A 20,538-nucleotide genomic window follows, 5' to 3' on the forward strand; every position below is an offset into this window, starting at 1 on the left:
AAAAAGCCATTGCGATTCCTGAAAAAACAGGAGGCAATGGCTTTTTTGTTGGTTTTACTCGTTTAGTTCTTTGACACGTTGTTGCACATCTTTATTTTCCAAGAATTCATCATAGGTCGTTTCCGCACGATCGACGACACCATTACTAGAAACCGCAATGATACGATTTGCTAATGTCTGGATAAATTGGTGGTCATGAGAAGCAAACAACAATGAGCCAGTGAAGGCCATCAACCCATCATTTAAGGCAGTGATCGATTCTAAGTCTAAGTGATTGGTTGGATCATCCAAGACTAGTACATTGGCTTTCGATAACATAAGTTTAGATAGCATACAACGGACTTTTTCGCCTCCGGAAAGGACGTTGACTGGTTTCAACACTTCATCACCTGAGAAGAGCATACGACCTAAGAAGCTGCGTAGGAAGGTATTATCGTCTTCTTCTTTACCTGCGTATTGGCGCAACCAATCAACGATTGGCATATCAGTATTGAATTCGTTGGAGGTATCTTTTGCCAAATAAGCATGTTGAGTCGTTACACCCCAACGTACGCTACCGGTATCAGGAGTGATCTCGCCCATAATCACTTTGAATAAAGTGGTGGTCGTAATATCACTATTGGCTACAAAAGCGACTTTATCGTCTTTGTTCAATGTGAAAGAGATATTGTCGAGAATTTTCTTGCCATCAATCGTCACACTGACATTGTCTACTTGTAAGAGATCATTGCCGATTTCTCTTTCTGGTTTGAAACCAACAAAAGGATAACGGCGAGAGGAAGGTTGGATATCATCAAGTGTGATTTTGTCCAACATTTTTTTACGAGACGTTGCTTGCTTTGATTTAGACGCGTTGGCGCTGAATCGTGCAATAAAGTCTTGCAACTCTTTGATTTGTTCTTCTTTTTTTGCATTTGATTGTGATTGTAGTTTTGTAGCCAATTGGCTAGATTCTAACCAAAAGTCATAGTTTCCGACGAATAGCTTGATTTTACCGAAATCTAAGTCCGCCATGTGGGTACATACTTTGTTTAGGAAGTGACGGTCATGGGAGACAACGATAACGGTATTGTCAAAGTTGATCAAAAATTCTTCAAGCCAATTGATTGATTGGATATCTAAACCATTGGTAGGTTCATCCAGCAGCAAAACATCAGGTTTACCAAATAATGCTTGTGCCAGCAAGACTTTGACTCTTTGACCTGCTGTCAATTCCTTCATCTGTACGTGGTGCAATTCTTCAGGGATATTCAATCCTTGTAAAAGAACCGCAGCTTCTGGTTCTGCTTCCCAACCATCCAGTTCAGCGAATTCCCCTTCTAATTCAGCGGCACGAATCCCATCTTCATCGGTAAAATCTTCCTTCATGTAAATGGCATCTTTTTCTTTCATGACTTCATATAAACGTTTGTGGCCCATGATGACTGTTTCAATCACTGCGTAGTCTTCATAGTCATAATGGTTCTGTTTTAAGACAGCCATCCGTTCATCAGGGCCTAAAGAAACATTGCCTGTTGACGGTTGGATCTCACCAGATAATATTTTTAAAAAAGTTGATTTTCCAGCACCATTTGCACCAATCAAACCATAACAATTACCAGGCGTAAATTTAATATTAACATCGTCAAATAGTTTGCGGTCTGAAAAATGCAAACTTACATCACTTACTGTAATCAATTTTTTTCCTCACTTTATATAGATTGACATGGAGTCTCCTAGCATTATAGCGATGAATGTTGAAACTTTCAAGTAAACATGTGGATTAAAACGGCATTCACGAACAAAGCAAGCAAAAAAGGGGCAACGGTTTGGCTTGAGACTAGAACCGATTCTGCTCCTGTGCTAGAGTATGTCTAAGAAGTGTTTATAAGGAGGATGGAAAATGGTTGATTGGCTCGTCAGTTTGGCCCCTTGGCAACAGGCATTGGCAGGTACAGCATTTACATATGCGATGACCGCATTAGGGGCTGCTTTGGTGTTTTTCTTCAAAGATATCAATAAAAATGTGTTGAATACAATGTTGGGCTTTGCGTCGGGGGTGATGATCGCGGCTAGTTTTTGGTCTTTGCTTGATCCAGCGATTGCTCGTGCCGAAGAAAATGGGGATATTCCTTGGCTTGTCGTCAGTATTGGTTTTGGTTTGGGTGGTTTGTTCTTATATGCAGCAGACAAAACATTGCCTCATATGCATTTTGGACCGAACCATGAAACAGAAGGACTGCCAAGTCATCTCAAGCGAACGATATTGCTCGTCTTTTCAATTACCTTGCACAATATTCCAGAAGGGTTGGCAGTCGGTGTCGCTTTCGGGGCGGCCGCCAGTGCAGATGATCCCAGAGCGGCTATTTTGGCCGCTCTCTCGGTAGCAATCGGTATCGGTATCCAAAACTTTCCAGAAGGTGCAGCGGTATCGATTCCGCTAAGGCAAGAAGGACTAAGTCGTAAAAAGGCGTTTGTCTATGGTCAGGCGTCAGGAATCGTAGAGCCGATCGCAGGTGTGATTGGTGCCCTATTGGTCACCAGTATGTCCGCTGTCTTGCCCTATGCCCTCGCATTTGCGGCAGGAGCCATGATTTATGTGGTTGTGGAAGAACTGATCCCGGAGGCACAGCAAACGCTGACCAGTCGTCGTCATTTTGCGGTTTTTGGTGTTATGCTAGGCTTTATCTTGATGATGATTTTGGATGTTGCGTTAGGATAATCAAAAACAGTGGTATCTGCAAGGGGGATGCAGATACCACTGGTTTTTGTATTTAAAGGGATCAACGGTAATACTTTCTTGGGCGTTGACGAACGGCAGTCAACCAACGGACGATCCAGATAGCAATCAGTAAAGGAATCCCAAAACGGAAAATCAAACCGATCAAGCCGCCAATCAAGCCTAGAACCAAGGAAAGAACGGCTGATGCTAAAATCAAAACGGCCACGACAGCAACGATTTTGCCTAATAAACTTTGTGTATTCATAATGGAGCCTCCTAAAGGTTTTTTAACTTATCCATAGCATACCAAGAAATGAATCTTCACACATCGTACTTTAGGCGGAATTATTTCTCCGTCATCAGCCAGAGGATTTGTGATAAACTAAACATGACAAAACAAAGGAGGTAAGTCTTATGGAGGCAATCATAAAAAGCGAGCAAGTGATGACCGAAGGCGGTTGTAATGCCTGTGTTCCTTTTGAACTACAATCCTTTACTATGGCTTTAGACAATGGTCGGGAATACGCACTAGAGCAGCTGGACTGCGGGGCTTTGGTCATGCCCATCGCCCAGATCAATGGGTGGCAGACACAGTTGTGGTTGGAAGAAGAGGAAGGGCTGATATATCGTAAAGGAACACAAGAAGTGCGCTTTAACGAGACGTTCCGCAATCTGCTATTTGCGACTGACGAGCAAACAATCACTTGTCCCAAAAAGTTGACTGTGGCACAAACCTTTGCCCAAACCAATCAGATATTACAGATATTATTCGCTATTGACCCACTGACATTTGTTGTTCAAGATTTAGCGGAGGATACCATCAAATAGTCAAAAGCCGCATCACGATGAAGGTCGTGATGCGGCTTTTATGTGAATGAAAAGACGGAGATCATGGACGAATCTGACCTTCACCGTAGATCACATATTTCGTTGAGGTCAATGCTTCAAGGCCCATAGGTCCTCTTGCATGCAATTTCTGTGTAGAGATACCGATTTCGGCACCAAAGCCAAACATGAACCCATCCGTAAAGCGTGTTGATGCATTGACATATACAGCTGCCGCATCGACTTCTTTTAAAAAGCGTTGCGAAGCAAAGTAATCATCTGTAACGATTGCTTCCGAGTGCTTTGTATTGTAACGATTGATATGTGTAATGGCTTCATCAAGTGAAGCAACGACTTTGACCGCCAAAATATAATCTAGAAATTCTGTTTCCCAATCTTCTTCAGTAGCTGCTTTGGCTTGGGGCAAAAAGACACGGGCTTTCTCATCTGCCCGCAATTCAACTTGATCTGCGAATGCTTCAGCCAATTGCGGCAAAAAGTCCGCGGCGACAGATTCGTGGACCAAAATCGTTTCAATCGCATTGCAGACTGAAGGACGTTGGGTTTTGGCATTGCCCACGATCGATAAAGCCATCGGGATTTGAGCAGCTTGATCGACATAAACATGGTTATTACCAGTACCCGTTTCGATCACAGGAACGGTGGCTGTTTCCTTCACCCGTTTGATCAATCCAGCCCCGCCTCGAGGAATCAAGACATCGATATAAGCATTCAAGCGCATCATTTCAGCAGCTGTTTCATGATTAGTATCGGTAATGAATTGTATAGCATCAGGAGAAGCACCGTTGTCAGTCAAAGCTTGCTGCAAAATAGTGACCAACGCTTGGTTGGAATGAAAGGCTTCTTTGCCGCCGCGTAAAATCACGGCATTGCCTGATTTAAAACATAGACTGGCTGCATCAGTGGTCACGTTCGGACGGGCTTCATAAATGATACCGATCACACCCAAAGGTACTCTTTGCTGACCAATCAATAGATCATCGGCATTGCGCCACATTTGATCAACGCGCCCAATTGGATCAGGCAATTGGACAACTTCTCGCATCCCATTGGCCATTTCCAAAATACGCGCAGTAGTCAAAGTTAAACGATCTAGTACTGTCTGATTGATAGGTTGTAGTTTTGCTGCCGCGAGGTCTTGCTCGTTCGCCGCAAGAATCGCATCGGTGTTGTGTTCAATCGCATCTGCCATGTGCAACAATAACGCGTTTTTGCTTTTGGTTGAAAGCAGACCCAATTCGTGGGCACTTCTTCGGGCGTTTGCACCAATTGTCGTTAAATCGATCATCTATTGTCCTCCTCTATTTCAAAAAAGTAAGTGCCTATTTGGTTTCCTGCCAATACATCAAAGATGATTTTGGGGTGTTTGCCATTGGCAAGAATCATTTGCCCTTGGCTAGACAAGATGCGTTGGGCAGCTTTTAATTTACTCGTCATTCCCCCGGTGCCGTAAGGGCTGCCTTTTCCAGTAGCTTGCGATAAGAGTGTTGGTGTAATCTTGTTGATTTCATCATACAAGATTGCTGAGGGATCACTGACGGGATTCGCAGAATAAAAGCCGTCAATGTCTGACAGCACGATCAGCAGATCCGCATGGGTCAATTGTGAAACGATCGCAGACAATTGATCATTGTCACCAAATTTGGTCAAATGATCCAATTCGTCGACTGCAACAGTATCATTTTCATTGATGATTGGAATGATTCCCATGGCGATGAGTTGTTCAAGCGTATTACAAACATTTTCTCGGCTTTGGGGGAACTCAATGATATCACGGGTCAGTAATAATTGTGCTGTTTGCTGACTATACGTTTGGAACCGCTGGTTATAGATCGTCATCAATTCAGATTGACCGACAGCAGCAACTGCTTGTTGTTCTGGAATTTCTTTTGGACGCTCTTTCAAGTTCAATTTGTTCATACCGACTCCAATTGCACCGGAAGATACCAGAATAATCTCTTTTCCTTGATTTTGCAGATCAGTTAAGACAAATGCCAGTTCATCGATGCCCGACAAATTGATATTGCCATTTGGATAAATCAAGGAGCTGGTCCCGATTTTAACGACGATCCGCTTTTTGTGTTGTAATGATTCCCGCATGGGTCACCGCCTCATTTTTTGATATTTTTACTATTGTACTAGCAAAAGACTGATTCGTCATGCTCTTTTTTCACATTTTATTGATTGGATAAGAAGAATTTGTAAAGACTTTGCGATAATTATGTTTTACATGCAGAAAATCAGCCTTCCTATGCTAAAATAACTATATGTTTTATTATTGGAGGAAGTTATGAAATTACGAGGATTTGAAATCATTACTGCATATCAAGAAAAAAATATCAACTTGCCGCAGCGGGCAACACATCATGCCGCCGGCTATGATTTTGAAGCAGCTGAAGATATAGTGATTCCCAGCATCTGGAAAGCTGGCGTCATTGATGGCGTGAAAGCACTCTTTGACAAAGAAAATGAAAAGCACTTCAAACCAACACTTATAGCCACAGGCATCAAAGCGTATATGGGGGATGACGAGTACTTGCAATTGACCAATCGCTCCAGCAATCCATTGAAGCGTTTTTTGTTATTGACAAATGGTGTCGGGATCATTGATAGCGACTATTATAATAATGCTGATAATGAAGGTCACATTATGTTTCAGTTCAGCAACTTTGGACCTAAAGATGTCGTGATCAAAAAAGGTGAACGCATCGGTCAAGGTATTTTCTTGTCTTTCTTAAAAGCAGATCAAGATGTAACGACGAGCAGCCGCTCAGGTGGCTTTGGCTCTTCTGACCAATAATCAGAGGCAACGCGTTGATTCACAATCATTTGGGGAGGAAATAAATGGCAAAAAAAGCAAAAAGTCAGTTTGTCTGCCAACACTGCGGGTATAGTTCGCCTAAATATTTGGGCAAATGCCCCAATTGCGGCAGCTGGAATGCCATGGTCGAAGAAGTGATCCAAGAAAACGTCGATCGCAGAGTTCGGACCACATTGACTGGCCAACGGATGCAGCCAACGAAAATCGCAGATGTCATCCCGAAGAAAGAACCACGGGTCCAAACCCGTTTAGCAGAACTGAATCGGGTATTGGGTGGCGGTGTAGTGCCTGGTTCTCTGATATTGATTGGCGGCGATCCAGGAATCGGGAAATCAACATTGCTGTTGCAAGTGTCGCAACAATTGGCAGCTATTGGCGGTACGGTCCTTTATGTTTCTGGAGAAGAAAGTGCGGAACAAATCAAAATGCGGGCAGAACGCTTGGGTGCGATCGATACCGAATTTTATCTCTATCCCGAAACAGATATGTCTGAAATCAGCAAAGCTATCGATACGATCCGACCTGATTATGTAATCATCGATTCGATCCAAACTATGACACAACCAGATATCACGAGTGTTGCGGGCAGTGTCAGTCAGGTACGAGAAACGACAGCCGAATTGTTGAAGTTAGCCAAAACCAATGGGATCGCAATTTTCATTGTCGGACATGTGACCAAAGAAGGATCGATCGCAGGACCGCGGATGTTAGAACATATGGTGGATACAGTGCTGTATTTTGAAGGTGAAAAACACCATAGTTTCCGCATTTTGCGGGCGGTCAAAAATCGTTTTGGTTCCACCAATGAAATTGGTATTTTCGAGATGGAAGAAGGTGGGCTGAAAGAAGTGGCCAACCCATCACAAGTCTTTTTGGAAGAACGCTTAGAAGGCGCAACCGGGTCTGCTATCGTTGTGGCGATGGAAGGCAGTCGACCAATATTGGTCGAGATTCAAGCTTTAGTCACCCCAACGATGTTTGGCAATGCCAAGCGTACAACGACTGGTTTAGATTTCAATCGCGTGTCACTGATCATGGCTGTATTGGAAAAACGTGCTGGTTTGCTCTTACAAAACCAGGATGCCTACCTAAAAGCGGCGGGTGGTGTTAAATTGAATGAACCAGCCATCGATTTGGCGATCGCAATCAGTATCGCTTCTAGTTACAAAGAAAAAGGCACAAGCCCGACCGAATGCTTTATTGGTGAAATCGGCTTGACCGGTGAGATTCGTCGGGTCAATGCCATTGAGCAGCGGGTGAAAGAAGTACAAAAATTAGGCTTTACCAAGGTGTATTTGCCAAAAAACAATTTAACTGGCTGGAAACCGCCAAAAGGCATTGTAGTAGAAGGTGTGTCCACATTGTCTGAAACCCTACGTAAAGTCTTTCGTTGAATGTATGTGAATATTCGCAAGAATCAGCCGCTTCATGGCTTCATTGGTTCTTGCCGATGTTCCCTTTCAATAGCAGCAAACAATGGCCAATTCAAAGGCAATTGAAGTAAAAAACATGTGAGCATGGAGGAAATTATATGCAGAATCGAGTCATTACCGCACTCATGGTGCTGGCAGGTGCAAGTTTAGGGATCTCATTGATGCCTGTTGCATGGCAGACCATTGGGCAGGACCGAAATCAATGGCTGAACAATAATATTACTAATAGTTTGCTTGGAGCCCTTATTTTCTTTTTATTATCTTTGCTATTAGCCAAATATATTGCAGCTGGTATTCGTAAAATCGAAGAAAAACTAAGTGAATTGAGCTTGACCTATTTGCTGTTTGGCGCAATTGGTGCCATTATCGGCTTGATGATTGGTGTCATCGTATCGATTCCTTTTTATAACTGGGATATTCCCTTTATCAATGGGATCGCACCGATTTTAGTCATGGCATTATTAGGGTATCTAGGGTTCCAAATCGGTACGACACGAATCGAAGAATGGAAGAAAGTCTTTGCACCGAAAAATAAGAAAACAGACACCCAAGAAGAACAACAAATGTTAGAACGAAAAATCGCAGATCATTTTCATAAATACAAAATATTAGATACAAGTGTCATCATTGATGGACGTATTTATGACATTGCAAAAACTGGCTTTTTAGAAGGTGTTTTGCTGATTCCCAATTTTGTCCTCTATGAGTTACAATATATCGCTGATTCTGGCGATAGCTTGAAACGGGTACGCGGGCGTCGAGGCTTGGATATTTTAAACGCGCTGCAAAAAGAAGATGGCATCGAAGTTGAGATGTATGAAGGCGACTTTGAAGATATTTCCGAAGTGGACAGCAAACTAATCAAGTTGGCCAAGCTGTTGGATGGCGTTGTGGTCACCAACGACTATAACTTGAATAAAGTTTCTGAGTTTCAAAATGTACCGGTCTTGAATATCAATGCGCTGGCCAATGCAGTCAAACCGGTTGTGATTCCTGGAGAAAATATGCACGTCCTAGTTGTAAAAGCTGGTACAGAGCGGCAACAAGGGGTTGCGTATCTTGATGATGGAACCATGGTAGTCGTTGAAGATGGGCAGCATTACATGAATGAACATATCGATGTGGTTGTGACGAGTGCCTTGCAGACGGCTGCAGGACGAATGATTTTTGCAAAACCGGCGCATTCAGGCCGCGGGATCGATAACCACGATACAGCAAAGACAGAGAAGTAATTGAGGGCAACTGGCGTAAAATATGCCAGTTGCCTTTACTATTTTGCCTATTGATTGTACAATTCTAGCTGAGGGTCCTGTTTTTTTTGATATGTTTGATAAACAGACCAATATGCGTTCAAACAATAGCTATTGTTTGAAAATTAGATGAAGGAAGAGGAAAACAATGACGAAAGTACGTGTACGTTACGCGCCAAGTCCAACAGGACATCTACACATCGGCAATGCCCGGACGGCTTTATTCAACTATTTATTTGCCCGTCACAACGATGGTGATTTTATCATCCGCATCGAAGATACGGATCAAAAACGAAATATTGAAGACGGTGAAAAAAGCCAGTTAGAAAACCTGAAATGGCTAGGAATGGATTGGGATGAATCCCCTGCTGAACCAGGTGCTTACGGCCCTTACCGTCAATCAGAACGCGGAGAGCTTTATCAACCGCTGATCGATCAATTGCTTGCAAGCAACCGTGCCTATAAATGCTATTGTACAGAAGAAGAGCTGGAAGCTGAACGAGAAGGCCAAAGAGCCCGTGGTGAAATGCCACATTATGGCGGCACATGTGCCAATTTGACGCCTGAAGAACAAGCTGAAAAAGAAGCGCAAGGCTTAGAGCCGGTTATTCGCTTCCGTGTGTCTCGTAATACTGAATACAAATTCCAAGATATGGTCAAAGGTGAAATCGTCTTTGAATCAGACAATGTTGGTGGTGATTTTGTCATCCAAAAACGTGATGGCATGCCGACTTACAACTTTGCCGTTGCAGTCGACGACCACCATATGAAAATCACTCATGTGTTGCGTGGAGACGATCATATTGCGAATACACCAAAACAATTGATGATTTACGAAGCATTTGGTTGGCAAGCACCAGAATTTGGTCATATGACACTGATCATCAACAGCGAAACTGGGAAAAAATTAAGCAAACGGGATGAATCGATCTTACAATTTATCGAACAATACCGCGAACTTGGTTATTTACCTGAAGCAATGTTCAATTTCATTGCATTATTAGGCTGGTCGCCAGTTGGGGAAGAAGAAATCTTCTCTCAAGAAGAATTGATCAAAATCTTCGATCCAGAACGCTTGAGCAAATCTCCGGCTGCATTTGATGCGAAGAAATTAGAATGGGTCAACAATCAATATATGAAACAAATGGACTTGGAAGAATTAACAGCTATGTGTGTGCCTTATCTAGTCAAAGCTGGTCGGATCGATGAAGCAACTGCTGCTGATAAACAAGATTGGCTGCAAAAAATCGTTTCATTGTATCAACCACAAATGAGCTATGCCGCGCAAATCGTTGATTTATCTGACTTATTCTTTGAAGAACATCCTGTTTTAGATGATGCAGCAAAAGAAGTATTGGCAGGTGAGACAGTACCGACTGTCTTACAAGCATTCAAAGAAAAATTGAGTGCATTGCCAGTTGTTGAAGCGGCGGCTGTCAAAGCAGCAATCAAAGAGATTCAAAAAGAAACAGGCATCAAAGGCAAGAACTTGTTCATGCCGATCCGTGTAGCCGTTTCAGGTCAAACCCACGGACCAGAATTACCAGATACTGTTGAATTATTAGGGAAAGAAAAAGCCCTTGATCATTTAAATAACGTATTATAAACACATTGAATAGACGAAGTACTGTTGCTTTTATTTTAGAGAGATCACGGGTGGTGCAAGTGATCATAAAAGGATGGGAAATGCACCTATGAGTGGCTTTGGCGCAAGTCAAAGACGGCCTAGCGGACGTTACCCGCTTTGAGGCAGGCTATTGTCTGCAAACAAAAGTGGGACCACGCAGGAAAGCGTCTTTTGGATAAGGAAACTTATTTGAAAGACGTTTTTTTTGTACATAAAGCGCGCATAAAGCAGGTGAAAAGATGACTTGGTTCAAAAAAGCAATCGCGGCAACAAAACAATATGATCCTTCTGCACGTTCAACATTGGAGATCGTGGTGACGTATCCAGGATTTCATGCACTATTCTGGCATCGCTGGGCGCACTTTTTATTTCGCCATCACTTGTATTTCATTGCGAAAGTGACCGCCCAATTTTGGCGTATGCTTACAGGGATTGAGATTCACCCTGGGGCACAGATTGGCCAAGGGGTGTTTATTGATCACGGCATGGGTGTTGTGATTGGTGAAACAGCGATCGTAGAAGATGATGTCGTCTTATTCCATGGCGTGACATTAGGCGGTACGGGCAAGGATCGCGGCAAGCGGCATCCAACAATCAAAAAAGGGGCATTTATATCCGCCCATGCGCAGATTTTAGGGCCAGTGACTATTGGTGAACGGGCCAAAATCGGGGCGAGTGCAGTTGTATTGACTGATATCCCAGCAGATGCAACGGCTGTCGGTATTCCTGCACAAGTCGCACGAATCAAAGGAAAGAAGGTTATCCATAATGATAAAAATTTATAATACACTGACACGTCAAAAAGAAGAATTCCAGCCATTAGTCCCTAATAAAGTGAAGATGTACGTGTGCGGACCAACTGTCTATAACTATATCCATATCGGCAATGGCCGCAGTACCGTTTCATTTGATACGATCCGCCGTTATTTTGAATATCGCGGGTATGAAGTGGATTATTTGATGAATTTTACGGATGTCGATGATAAAATCATTCGAGCAGCCAAAGAATTAGAAACAACGGCACCCGCCGTCGCAGAGCGCTTTATTGCCGCATTCAATGAAGATACCGCCGCATTGAATGTCAAACCAGCTACGATGAATCCACGAGTGATGGATCATATCGACGATATCATTGCGTTTATTGCTGCGCTAGTTGAAAAAGGCTATGCTTATCCTGTGCAGGGGGATGTGTACTATCGTACCCGCAAGTTTGCGACGTATGGTCAATTGAGCGATCAGTCTATCGATGAGTTAGAGGTAGGTGCAAGTCAACGTACCGGTGATGAGCAGCAAATCAAAGAAGATCCTTTAGATTTTGCCTTGTGGAAAGCGGCGAAAGAAGGGGAGATTTCTTGGGCATCTCCGTGGGGACCGGGACGACCAGGCTGGCATATCGAATGTTCAGTGATGGCCACCAAACATTTAGGGGATACCATTGACATCCACGGTGGGGGGCAAGATTTGACTTTCCCGCATCATGAAAATGAAATTGCCCAGAGCGAAGCCAAAACCGGTCACACGTTTGCGCATTACTGGATGCACAATGGCTATGTGACGATTGGGGAACAAGAGGAAAAAATGAGCAAATCTCTTGGAAACTTCGTGACGGTCCATGATATGATCCAACAAGTCGACCCTCAAGTATTGCGCTTTTTCTTGGCAACAACACAATACCGGCGACCAATCAGATACAGTGAAACGACCGTTAGAGAAGCAGAGACCAATCTGCAAAAATTGCGTACCACTTATGAAAACGCCCGTTTCCGCTTAGCAAATCGTGGGACCGATGAAGCAAAAACCAGCGAAGTGCCCGTTTTGGCAGATTTTGAAGCGCGGTTTATCACAGAAATGGATGATGATTTCAATGCGGCCAATGGGATCACTGTCGTTTATGAACTGGCAAAATGGATCAATCTAGCCACAGAAGATCCGACGATTGATTTGGCTGTTTTGGCGGCGGCAGTCACCAAATTCAGTGCGTGGTTAAGTGTTTTTGGTATCTACTTTGTGACAGATACCTTACTAGATGAAGATATCGAAGCGTTGATCAATGAACGGATCGCTGCCCGTCATGCCAAAGATTTTGCCCGCAGTGATCAAATCCGTGATGAGTTGAAAGAACAAGGAATCATTTTGGAAGATACAGCGCAAGGAACAAGATGGAGAAGAGACGCATGAGAGATTACAAACAATTGAATGGTTTGGCATTGGCCTATGTGGGTGATGCAATCTACGAAGTCTATATTCGTGATTATTTAGTGGCACAAGGACAAACTAGACCCAATCAGCTGCATCATATGGCCACGCATTATGTTTCTGCCAAAGCACAAGCAGCATTGATCCAAAAAATGCTGGACGATGAGATACTAACAGAAGAAGAATATGATTTTTACCGTCGCGGCCGCAACAGTAAGAGTCATACCGGAGCCAAAAATGCCGATATAACCACCTATCGCATTGCTACAGGCTTTGAATCATTGATCGGGTATTTGCACCTGACAGAACAAAAGGAACGCTTAGACGAGCTGATAGCTTGGTGTATTAAGAAAGTAGGAGAAGATGATGCGAGAAAAACAACAAAGAAACCGCCCCAACAAAAAAAACGCTAAACCTAGAAACGATCGGCCAAAGGAAACAAGTACAGAAGCGGTTGAAGATAATTTCGTCTTCGGTTTCCACGCCGTAACGGAAGCCTTAAAAGAAGGGCGAGGCAATAAATTATTCTTATCAGAAGATGCCCGCGGTGAAAAAATCGATACCTTGAAGGAAGCAGCTCGAGAACAAGCTGTCCCAGTCAAATGGGTACCAAAACAAAAATTGGATCTTATGAGCGATCAAGGCGTGCATCAAGGGATGTTATTGGCCATCACACCTTATCAATATTTGACCCTTGATGAGTTGTTGGAACAAACCAAAGAAAACCCGATTTATCTGATTTTGGATAATCTAGAAGATCCCCACAATTTTGGGTCTATTTTAAGAACAGCAGATGCCAGTGGGATTGATGGTGTTATTATTCCTAAACATCGGGCAGTCGGTATTACCCCGGTTGTCGTCAAGACATCTACTGGTGCAGTTGAGCATGTTCCAGTGGCACGAGTAACCAATCTGACCCAAGCCATTCAACAATTAAAAAAAGCCGGTTTCTGGATTTTTGGTACTGATATGGCGGGTAGTGATTATCGTACGTGGAATGCCCAAGGTTCAGTTGGTCTGATCATTGGCAACGAAGGCCGGGGCATGGGAGAAGGACTCAAAAAAGAGGTCGATCAAATGTTGACGATTCCGATGACTGGGCATGTCCAAAGTTTGAATGCCAGTGTTGCTGCTGGATTGTTGATGTATCAAGCGTACACGAGTCGAAATGGGGTTTCTTAATGAAGAATCCCCTGCTGATCGTTGATGGCTATAATATGATCGGTGCATGGCCGGAACTTGTGTTGTTAAAAAATCAAGATCGTTTGGAAGATGCAAGAGAAGCGTTGCTCCATCGTTTATCCAACTATTCAAAATACGAAGGATTAAAAATAATCGTTGTCTTTGATGCGCAACTGGTGCCCGGTGTTACGCAAAGTTATACGAAGTACCAACTTGAGGTGATTTTCACCGAAGAAGGGGAAACGGCAGATAGCTATATTGAGCGCGTTGCCGGTGAATTAAACAACCGTTTGACGCAAGTGACAGTAGCAACGAGTGATTTGGCTGAACAATGGGTGATCTTTTCCCAAGGTGCCTTACGGACATCTGCCCGTGAACTTTATAAAAGTATCGAGAAGACCGAAAAGGATATCCATCAGCATCAAACAGATCTGTCTTTTAAAGACTTTCGACGCAACTCACCTTGGACAGCGGAGCAGTTGGCAGAGCTGAATAAGAAATTGCATGATTTGAGTTAGGGACAAAATTGAACTGGCAAATGAGAAGATAGGGGAACCGTTTATGTTACGCTCTTTTTGTATTCAAACACATACAAAAGGAGTGACATGAATGGCAAGTACAGAAAGGCAATACTCGGATTATTTTGAAGAGAAGTTTCGACAATACCAGCCAGTGGTAGAAATTCTTTATAAGAAATACTACTTGAGAGATTACGATTTCGATGATTGGCTGCAAGAAGGTCGCATCGTATTTGATAAGTGCCTCAAGGCGTATGATCCTGATAAAGGAACCACGATCGGTGTCTTGTTCAAGCGCTCCTTCGAAAATCGTATCTGCAGTCTGTTGCGTATCCAGCAAGCACAAAAACGCAAAGCGCAAGCGGATGCATGCTCATTGGAAGAGAAAATCGCCAATGAAGGTGGACACTTTTTAACAGACAATAATCGTCAAAAAGAACAGATCGAAGCGCAAATGATCATTCATGATGCATTGCCAAGTTACCCGAAAGAACTTTCCCAACTTGAAGGATTGGTTATAATGAATTTCCTCAAAGGATTAGAACTTGAACAAATTGCTGCGCAAGAAAAACTTCCCTACGACAAGATAAAAAGCGCTTTCAATCGTGGCAGATCAAAGATGATAACGCTTTTTATGGAAGGTTCATAAAAATCTTATTGAAACGACATTTATTTTGTGGTAAACTTGAAATTTTCTGCCATTCGTGGTATGATGTTACTCGAGGTGAATGCGATGCCAACAACTTTAGCAACGATCAAGAAAGATTTAGAATGCCGTATCGGTAGTGAGATTATGCTGGTTGCTCAAACTGGACGTAAGCGTCAAACCGAGCGTCGCGGTGTTTTGACAGAGACATATCCTTCTGTTTTTGTCGTAGATTTGGATCCAAATGAAAATTCATTTGAACGCGTTTCTTACAGCTATTCCGATATCTTAACAAGAACAGTTGAAATTGAATTTTTATCAGAAGCAGTGTAATGACAGAAGAGTTGACGATTGTTGACTCTTTTTTGTTTTTTAATGAAAGGGGGCATGACATGTGTTTGTATGTAAACAATTAAGTGCAATGTCAGCTGATACTTTTTGCCGGTTGGCACAAGTACGTACCGCTGTCTTTGTAGTAGAACAAGCATGTGCTTATCAAGAAATCGATGCCATCGATCAAAGAGCCTATCATTTATGGGCCGCCGATGAGCAAGAAACGATCATCTCTTATGCCCGTATCTTTTTACAAGATGAGGTCGTCCATTTTGGGCGTGTGCTTGTTGCACCAGCGTATCGCGGTCAAGGAGAAGGCCATCGCTTGCTGCAAGCAATCTTGCACCAGATTCAGACCCTTTATCCAATGCGCGAGATCCGTATCGAAGCACAAGCGCATTTGGCGGGATATTATGGCCAGTATGGCTTTGAATCAATCAGTGCACCCTATGAAGAAGATGGTATCTTGCATATCCGCATGAAAAAAGAATCCTTCGCCAACTAGAACGCTTCTAGTGGGAAAGGATTCTTTTGTTTATTGCTCTGTTTTGGTATCAAATAACTGATCCAATTGTTCATTTGGCAAAGTGCCAGTTGTCTGTGCTTTTAATAAGTCGCGAATTTCTTCTAAATAGTCTTCAGCAGTGATTTCTGGCGCTACTTCTTCCTCTTCTTGAGGATGCAAGTTGCGTAATTTGTTGACTGCTTTGACGATCAAGAATAAAACAAAAGCTGTAATCAAGAATGTAATAAGAGCATTAATCACTTGACCAAAGTCAAATACAACATTTTCCTTTGGTGATAAAACAAGACCTGCAAAGGCATCTGCACTGCCAAATAGAGACAATACCCACGTCACGAGCGGTGTCAGCAATCCTTCAACTAAACTCGTCACGATAGCAGTAAAGGCACTCCCAATCACAACCCCTATCGCTAAATCGATGACATTGCCACGCAAAATAAATTCTTTAAATTCTTTGATCATAACATTTCCCTCCTAAACTCTATACATAGTATAGCGAAAAAGCGAGGAATGTTAAAAAAAAACGCTCGCGAATCAAAGACATCCCTTGTTTCAAGGAGAAATGAGACGGGCTATGCTATAATTGAGAAGATAATCTTTGTTATGAGAAGGGGTGTCATATGACCATCGAACTAAAAAAAGGCGTCCGCTTGACGGTATTGCCAACACAAAAATACAAAACGATTCGGATGTTCGTCCGTTTCACTGCGCCATTAGATGTCGCCCAGACAGCCAAGCGCACATTGTTAACGAGTCTGTTAGAAACAACGAGTTTCGCGTATCCGACCCAAACAGCCTTCAGCAGTAAATTGGCTGAATTATACGGAGCTAGCTTCGGTATGAATGTCAATAAACGAGGCAATCTTCACCAGGTCAATGCTGCGATGTCATTGGTCAACGGAAAATACGTAGCGGATACTACTCTGCTCTCAGAAGCCGTAGCGTTTCTTGAACAAGTACTGTTTCATCCCAATGCACAAGGGAATCGCTTTGATGAAAAACACTTTACCACGGAAAAAAACAATTTGATTTCCTACATGAAGAGTGTGGTGGAAGATAAACAAGCGCTGGCTTCATTGGCACTGCAAGAATTATACTTCGCCAATGATCCCCACCAAAAGTATCCGAGTTTTGGCAGACCTGAAGATTTGACCGAGGTCACGGCAGCTGATTTATATCAAACCTATCAGGCCATGATCAATGAGGATCAAATCGATATTTTTGTGATAGGCGATGTAGAAGAACAGGCGGTTCAGTCGCTCTTTGAACAACTGCCTTTTACCGATCGGACAAGCAAAGAAACTGCTGTCTTCTATCAACAACCAGCGGAAAATGTAATACGAGAAAAAATGATTAGAGAACCGATCACGCAAGCCAAATTAAATTTGGCCTACCACACAGATGTGTATTACGATCAAGCGGATCGGATCGCGTTTATGGTTTTCAATGGTCTTTTTGGCGGATTTCCTCATTCTAAATTGTTTATGAATGTGCGAGAAAAAGCGAGTTTAGCCTACTATGCGTCAAGCAGCATCGATACATTCCGTGGCTATCTATCCGTCCAAACAGGCATTGATGGTCAAAACCGCGACCAAGTCTTCAAATTGATCGAGGCACAATTGCAAAGCTTGCAACAAGGGGAGGTCACTGCCGAAGAACTCGCGCAGACAAAAGCTATGCTGAAAAATCAATATTTGCTATCATTGGATAACCCGCAAGCATTGATCGAGACCGCCTACTTGAATCAATGGGTACCAGGTTCTGAGATGACCGAAGACACATTTATGCAGCGTCTGGAAAATGTCAGCATCGCTGATGTTAAACGCCTGGCACAACACGTGCACTTGCAAGGAATATTCTTTTTAGATAAGGAGGCAGCGCATGAATAAAAAAGTCTATCAACAAATCAATGAAACGCTTTATGAAGAAGTATTAGACAATGGCCTCAAGGTATTTTTATTGCCAAAAGCCGACTTTCATAAAACATATGGGCTGTTTAGCACAAATTATGGTTCTGTTGACAATCATTTTGGGTATCAGCCAGATGAACTGACACAAGTTCCGGACGGCATTGCCCATTTCCTTGAACACAAATTGTTTGAAAAAGAAGACGGTGATGTCTTCCAAAAATTTGGTCAGCAAGGGGCCTCAGCAAATGCCTTTACCAGCTTTACCAAAACCAGTTATCTATTTTCAGCGACAGATCAAATCAAGCAGAATTTACTAACTTTGCTTGATTTCGTCCAAGCGCCTTATTTTACAGAGGAAACCGTTGAAAAGGAAAAAGGTATCATCGGACAAGAAATCCAAATGTATGATGATGATCCAAACTGGCAACAGTTCTTTGGGATCATCAAAAATCTCTATCCAAAGCATCCACTGCATATCGATATTGCTGGTACTGTGGCAAGTATTGCGGATATCACCGCCGAGGATTTGTATCTTTGCTACAATACATTTTATCACCCGAGCAATATGGTCTTATTTATCGTAGGCAATATCGACCCAGAAGAAACAATGGCTTGGATTAAAGAGAATCAAAAAGAGAAAGTATTTCCTGAAGCAAAAGAGATCATTCGTCAATATCCGACAGAGACTATAGCGGATATTCGACCAGAGTCACGGATGGAGATGCCAGTCATGCGTCCAAAGGGTGTCTTGGGGATCAAAGGCGCGATGGACAAACTGCCGACTGAAGGGCGGGAGTTGTTGCGCTTCAAGAATGCATTGAATCTATTGTTCCAAATGCTCTTCGGCACTACATCAGCCAATTATTTACGTTTATATGATGATGGCACAATCGATGATACCTTTGGCTTTGAAGTGAATTTGGATCGAGGATTTTATTTTGCAGATTTTTCTGGCGACTCAGAAACGCCGCAAGACATGTTGGCAGAAGTTGAAAAGATTTTGCTACGTGCTGCAGAAGACCCAGAGATCAACCAAGAAAATCTAGATTTACTAAAGAAAAAAATGCTAGGGAAATATTTCCAATCGTTGAATTCGTTGGAATTTATCGCCAACCAATTTACACAAAGTCTATTTGGTGATACCACACTCTTTGACTTGCCAGAAGTGATTCAATCCATCACTTTAGCAGATGTCAAAGCAGCGGGAGCCTCTTTTATCGATCCAACTTCCTTTAGTCGTTTTTATATGTATCCATCAGAATCAAATACACCTATCGGATAGAGATGGGTTGAATATGCGTTATTTTTGAATATCTTTGACCTGAAAGTTGATGGAAGGCATAAAACAGCATCAATGCCAAATCAAGTTTGGGTCAAGATATTCTTTTTATTACGAATAACCATCAATTTTTAGAAAAAGTATTAAATTTTGTTTGCGAGTTAAAGGCAGCGTGGTCTAAGGGTTTTCTTTTATGGTATTCTTTAAGCATTGAAGTAAAAACTTTTTTTCTTGTTTTTCAAAAAAAATCTAGAAAAAAATGTTATATTTAGTAAGCAAGAAGGAAGCAAGAATAGGATTCTATTCAACAACTTTTTTGACTAAGATGATTAAAGACTGGAGTAGATGAGCGAGTGGCCAACGAAACAACGATTGGAACGAAATTACGGCAAGCCCGTTTAGATAAAAATATGTCATTGATTGAATTGCAGCAAATGACCAAAATCCAAAAGCGCTATTTGGAAGCAATCGAAGCAGATCAATTTGCACAATTGCCAGGTACTTTCTATGTGCGGGCATTTATCCGTCAATATGCTGCGGCGGTTGGAGAAGATGGAGATAAGTTGGTGGCTGTGTTTGACGGCAAAGAAACATTGTCAGCGCCATTACCTAAAAGACCGCAACCGGAAACAGTCAGTGGTTCTCGCAAAGCACAACATGTAGCAGAAAAGAACAGCTCTTTTGTCATTCGTTATTTGCCGATGATATTATTGGGTTTGGTCGCTGTGACCATTATTAGTATTGTGGGGTATATGGCTTGGCAAGACCGCAATGCGTCACCCATGATCCAAGGCAGTTCTTCTTTAGTTGTCGAGAATTCTGCATCTGATTCTTCCTCAACAGAAAATACCAGTAGTACCGCAAGCAGTTCCAGTACTGTCGAATCGACAACTGAAAGTTCTGCCGAAAAAGAGATGACTTTGACAGCCAGCAATTCTTCACAATCTGCAATCACGATCGATGTCAAAGATGCCGAAGCACCATTGACATTGACATTTACCGGTGTCGATGGGCGTTGCTGGATCGGTGTGCAAGTAGATGGTGCTTATGTTTACCAATACACATTGACTGCTGGTGAAACCCAAACTACCACTTTACCTGAAGGTGCCGACAATGCGGTTCTGACTCTAGGAGCCAGCCAGTATGTAACGATTGAAGCCAATGGCCAAACGGTCGATTTTACTGATCCTCAATATGAATCACTACAAAAAACTGTCAATATGACGATCAGTTATGCAGATACTGCAGAATAAAAAAGTATATATAACCGACA

Annotated in this window: 22 protein-coding genes and 1 other annotated feature; of the genes, 17 read left to right on the top strand and 5 right to left on the bottom strand. The window is 42.6% G+C overall.

What is annotated here, in order from left to right; genetic code table 11:
- Positions 1–54: 54 nt before the first annotated feature.
- Positions 55–1,677, bottom strand: a complete 1,623-nt coding sequence (locus A5886_RS00225; protein WP_086273106.1) for an ABC-F family ATP-binding cassette domain-containing protein — start codon at positions 1,675–1,677, stop codon at positions 55–57.
- Positions 1,678–1,882: 205 nt separating this feature from the next.
- On the opposite strand from A5886_RS00225, the gene A5886_RS00230 reads away from it, so the two are divergent.
- A complete protein-coding gene (locus A5886_RS00230) occupies positions 1,883–2,701 on the top strand; it encodes a ZIP family metal transporter (protein ID WP_086273107.1) in 819 nt (272 codons plus the stop codon).
- Between the two features lie 61 nt (positions 2,702–2,762).
- On the opposite strand, the gene A5886_RS00235 is transcribed toward A5886_RS00230, so the two are convergent.
- Positions 2,763–2,966, bottom strand: a complete 204-nt coding sequence (locus A5886_RS00235; protein ID WP_086273108.1) for a hypothetical protein — start codon at positions 2,964–2,966, stop codon at positions 2,763–2,765.
- Positions 2,967–3,115: 149 nt separating this feature from the next.
- Between A5886_RS00235 and A5886_RS00240 the strand changes: the two genes are divergently transcribed.
- Positions 3,116–3,529, top strand: a complete 414-nt coding sequence (locus tag A5886_RS00240) for a DUF4809 family protein (RefSeq protein ID WP_086273109.1) — start codon at positions 3,116–3,118, stop codon at positions 3,527–3,529.
- Positions 3,530–3,590: 61 nt separating this feature from the next.
- On the opposite strand, the gene A5886_RS00245 is transcribed toward A5886_RS00240, so the two are convergent.
- Positions 3,591–4,835: a glutamate-5-semialdehyde dehydrogenase gene (locus tag A5886_RS00245; protein WP_086273110.1), complete on the bottom strand. Its 1,245-nt coding sequence runs from the start codon at positions 4,833–4,835 to the stop codon at positions 3,591–3,593.
- Positions 4,832–5,647 (bottom strand): glutamate 5-kinase, encoded by an 816-nt coding sequence (gene proB, locus A5886_RS00250; RefSeq protein WP_086273111.1) that lies wholly within the window; start codon positions 5,645–5,647, stop codon positions 4,832–4,834. Before proB ends, A5886_RS00245 begins: the two co-directional genes overlap by 4 nt.
- Before the next feature lie 190 nt (positions 5,648–5,837).
- On the opposite strand from proB, the gene A5886_RS00255 reads away from it, so the two are divergent.
- From A5886_RS00255 to A5886_RS00310, 12 genes are all read left to right on the top strand, one after another.
- Positions 5,838–6,347, top strand: coding sequence for a dCTP deaminase/dUTPase family protein (locus tag A5886_RS00255; RefSeq protein ID WP_086273112.1), 510 nt, complete (start codon positions 5,838–5,840; stop codon positions 6,345–6,347).
- Positions 6,348–6,391: 44 nt separating this feature from the next.
- Positions 6,392–7,762 carry a DNA repair protein RadA gene (radA, locus tag A5886_RS00260; RefSeq protein WP_086273113.1) on the top strand — a complete coding sequence of 457 codons (1,371 nt, stop codon included), beginning with the start codon at positions 6,392–6,394 and terminating at the stop codon, positions 7,760–7,762.
- Between the two features lie 137 nt (positions 7,763–7,899).
- Positions 7,900–9,033 (top strand): PIN/TRAM domain-containing protein, encoded by a 1,134-nt coding sequence (locus tag A5886_RS00265; RefSeq protein WP_086273114.1) that lies wholly within the window; start codon positions 7,900–7,902, stop codon positions 9,031–9,033.
- A gap of 166 nt (positions 9,034–9,199) precedes the next feature.
- A complete protein-coding gene (gene gltX, locus A5886_RS00270; protein ID WP_086273115.1) occupies positions 9,200–10,657 on the top strand; it encodes a glutamate--tRNA ligase in 1,458 nt (485 codons plus the stop codon).
- Positions 10,654–10,853, top strand: a binding site (T-box leader). (Overlaps the previous gene by 4 nt.)
- Positions 10,854–10,917: 64 nt before the next feature.
- Positions 10,918–11,463 carry a serine O-acetyltransferase EpsC gene (gene epsC / locus A5886_RS00275; RefSeq protein ID WP_086273116.1) on the top strand — a complete coding sequence of 182 codons (546 nt, stop codon included), beginning with the start codon at positions 10,918–10,920 and terminating at the stop codon, positions 11,461–11,463.
- Positions 11,447–12,856, top strand: a complete 1,410-nt coding sequence (gene cysS, locus A5886_RS00280) for a cysteine--tRNA ligase (protein WP_086273117.1) — start codon at positions 11,447–11,449, stop codon at positions 12,854–12,856. Before epsC ends, cysS begins: the two co-directional genes overlap by 17 nt.
- Positions 12,853–13,287 (top strand): Mini-ribonuclease 3, encoded by a 435-nt coding sequence (locus A5886_RS00285; protein ID WP_086273118.1) that lies wholly within the window; start codon positions 12,853–12,855, stop codon positions 13,285–13,287. The genes cysS and A5886_RS00285 overlap by 4 nt, the downstream gene beginning before the upstream one ends.
- Positions 13,241–14,056 carry a 23S rRNA (guanosine(2251)-2'-O)-methyltransferase RlmB gene (gene rlmB / locus A5886_RS00290; protein WP_086273119.1) on the top strand — a complete coding sequence of 272 codons (816 nt, stop codon included), beginning with the start codon at positions 13,241–13,243 and terminating at the stop codon, positions 14,054–14,056. Before A5886_RS00285 ends, rlmB begins: the two co-directional genes overlap by 47 nt.
- Positions 14,056–14,574, top strand: coding sequence for an NYN domain-containing protein (locus A5886_RS00295; protein WP_086273120.1), 519 nt, complete (start codon positions 14,056–14,058; stop codon positions 14,572–14,574). Before rlmB ends, A5886_RS00295 begins: the two co-directional genes overlap by 1 nt.
- A 91-nt stretch (positions 14,575–14,665) precedes the next feature.
- A complete protein-coding gene (locus A5886_RS00300) occupies positions 14,666–15,223 on the top strand; it encodes a sigma-70 family RNA polymerase sigma factor (RefSeq protein ID WP_086273121.1) in 558 nt (185 codons plus the stop codon).
- A gap of 84 nt (positions 15,224–15,307) precedes the next feature.
- Positions 15,308–15,553, top strand: coding sequence for a Veg family protein (locus tag A5886_RS00305; protein ID WP_054117044.1), 246 nt, complete (start codon positions 15,308–15,310; stop codon positions 15,551–15,553).
- Positions 15,554–15,614: 61 nt separating this feature from the next.
- Positions 15,615–16,058 (top strand): GNAT family N-acetyltransferase, encoded by a 444-nt coding sequence (locus A5886_RS00310; RefSeq protein WP_256926108.1) that lies wholly within the window; start codon positions 15,615–15,617, stop codon positions 16,056–16,058.
- A 30-nt stretch (positions 16,059–16,088) separates the two neighbouring features.
- Here the strand turns inward: A5886_RS00310 and mscL are convergent, their stop codons facing one another.
- Positions 16,089–16,538, bottom strand: coding sequence for a large conductance mechanosensitive channel protein MscL (gene mscL, locus A5886_RS00315; protein WP_086273122.1), 450 nt, complete (start codon positions 16,536–16,538; stop codon positions 16,089–16,091).
- Between the two features lie 158 nt (positions 16,539–16,696).
- Between mscL and yfmF the strand changes: the two genes are divergently transcribed.
- The 3 genes from yfmF (at position 16,697) to A5886_RS00330 (ending at position 20,518) form a co-directional block, all read left to right on the top strand.
- The gene (gene yfmF, locus A5886_RS00320; RefSeq protein ID WP_086273123.1) at positions 16,697–17,965 is read left to right on the top strand and encodes an EF-P 5-aminopentanol modification-associated protein YfmF; all 1,269 of its coding nucleotides are present in this window, start codon (positions 16,697–16,699) and stop codon (positions 17,963–17,965) included.
- Positions 17,958–19,268: an EF-P 5-aminopentanol modification-associated protein YfmH gene (gene yfmH, locus A5886_RS00325; protein ID WP_086273124.1), complete on the top strand. Its 1,311-nt coding sequence runs from the start codon at positions 17,958–17,960 to the stop codon at positions 19,266–19,268. Before yfmF ends, yfmH begins: the two co-directional genes overlap by 8 nt.
- 350 nt (positions 19,269–19,618) lie before the next feature.
- The gene (locus A5886_RS00330; protein WP_086273125.1) at positions 19,619–20,518 is read left to right on the top strand and encodes a helix-turn-helix domain-containing protein; all 900 of its coding nucleotides are present in this window, start codon (positions 19,619–19,621) and stop codon (positions 20,516–20,518) included.
- Positions 20,519–20,538 lie beyond the last annotated feature (20 nt).

The organism is Candidatus Enterococcus testudinis (assembly GCF_002140915.1).
Classification (GTDB): domain Bacteria; phylum Bacillota; class Bacilli; order Lactobacillales; family Enterococcaceae; genus Enterococcus_D; species Enterococcus_D testudinis.

What these genes read in the sequence shown, in the direction of transcription:
- A5886_RS00230 (WP_086273107.1), top strand. Translation starts at nt 1,883, where the DNA reads ATGGTTGATTGGCTCGTCAGTTTGGCCCCTTGGCAACAGGCATTGGCA.
- A5886_RS00235 (WP_086273108.1), bottom strand. Translation starts at nt 2,966, where the DNA reads ATGAATACACAAAGTTTATTAGGCAAAATCGTTGCTGTCGTGGCCGTT.
- A5886_RS00240 (WP_086273109.1), top strand. Translation starts at nt 3,116, where the DNA reads ATGGAGGCAATCATAAAAAGCGAGCAAGTGATGACCGAAGGCGGTTGT.
- A5886_RS00245 (WP_086273110.1), bottom strand. Translation starts at nt 4,835, where the DNA reads ATGATCGATTTAACGACAATTGGTGCAAACGCCCGAAGAAGTGCCCAC.
- proB (WP_086273111.1), bottom strand. Translation starts at nt 5,647, where the DNA reads ATGCGGGAATCATTACAACACAAAAAGCGGATCGTCGTTAAAATCGGG.
- A5886_RS00255 (WP_086273112.1), top strand. Translation starts at nt 5,838, where the DNA reads ATGAAATTACGAGGATTTGAAATCATTACTGCATATCAAGAAAAAAAT.
- radA (WP_086273113.1), top strand. Translation starts at nt 6,392, where the DNA reads ATGGCAAAAAAAGCAAAAAGTCAGTTTGTCTGCCAACACTGCGGGTAT.
- A5886_RS00265 (WP_086273114.1), top strand. Translation starts at nt 7,900, where the DNA reads ATGCAGAATCGAGTCATTACCGCACTCATGGTGCTGGCAGGTGCAAGT.
- gltX (WP_086273115.1), top strand. Translation starts at nt 9,200, where the DNA reads ATGACGAAAGTACGTGTACGTTACGCGCCAAGTCCAACAGGACATCTA.
- epsC (WP_086273116.1), top strand. Translation starts at nt 10,918, where the DNA reads ATGACTTGGTTCAAAAAAGCAATCGCGGCAACAAAACAATATGATCCT.
- cysS (WP_086273117.1), top strand. Translation starts at nt 11,447, where the DNA reads ATGATAAAAATTTATAATACACTGACACGTCAAAAAGAAGAATTCCAG.
- A5886_RS00285 (WP_086273118.1), top strand. Translation starts at nt 12,853, where the DNA reads ATGAGAGATTACAAACAATTGAATGGTTTGGCATTGGCCTATGTGGGT.
- rlmB (WP_086273119.1), top strand. Translation starts at nt 13,241, where the DNA reads ATGCGAGAAAAACAACAAAGAAACCGCCCCAACAAAAAAAACGCTAAA.
- A5886_RS00295 (WP_086273120.1), top strand. Translation starts at nt 14,056, where the DNA reads ATGAAGAATCCCCTGCTGATCGTTGATGGCTATAATATGATCGGTGCA.
- A5886_RS00300 (WP_086273121.1), top strand. Translation starts at nt 14,666, where the DNA reads ATGGCAAGTACAGAAAGGCAATACTCGGATTATTTTGAAGAGAAGTTT.
- A5886_RS00305 (WP_054117044.1), top strand. Translation starts at nt 15,308, where the DNA reads ATGCCAACAACTTTAGCAACGATCAAGAAAGATTTAGAATGCCGTATC.
- mscL (WP_086273122.1), bottom strand. Translation starts at nt 16,538, where the DNA reads ATGATCAAAGAATTTAAAGAATTTATTTTGCGTGGCAATGTCATCGAT.
- yfmF (WP_086273123.1), top strand. Translation starts at nt 16,697, where the DNA reads ATGACCATCGAACTAAAAAAAGGCGTCCGCTTGACGGTATTGCCAACA.
- yfmH (WP_086273124.1), top strand. Translation starts at nt 17,958, where the DNA reads ATGAATAAAAAAGTCTATCAACAAATCAATGAAACGCTTTATGAAGAA.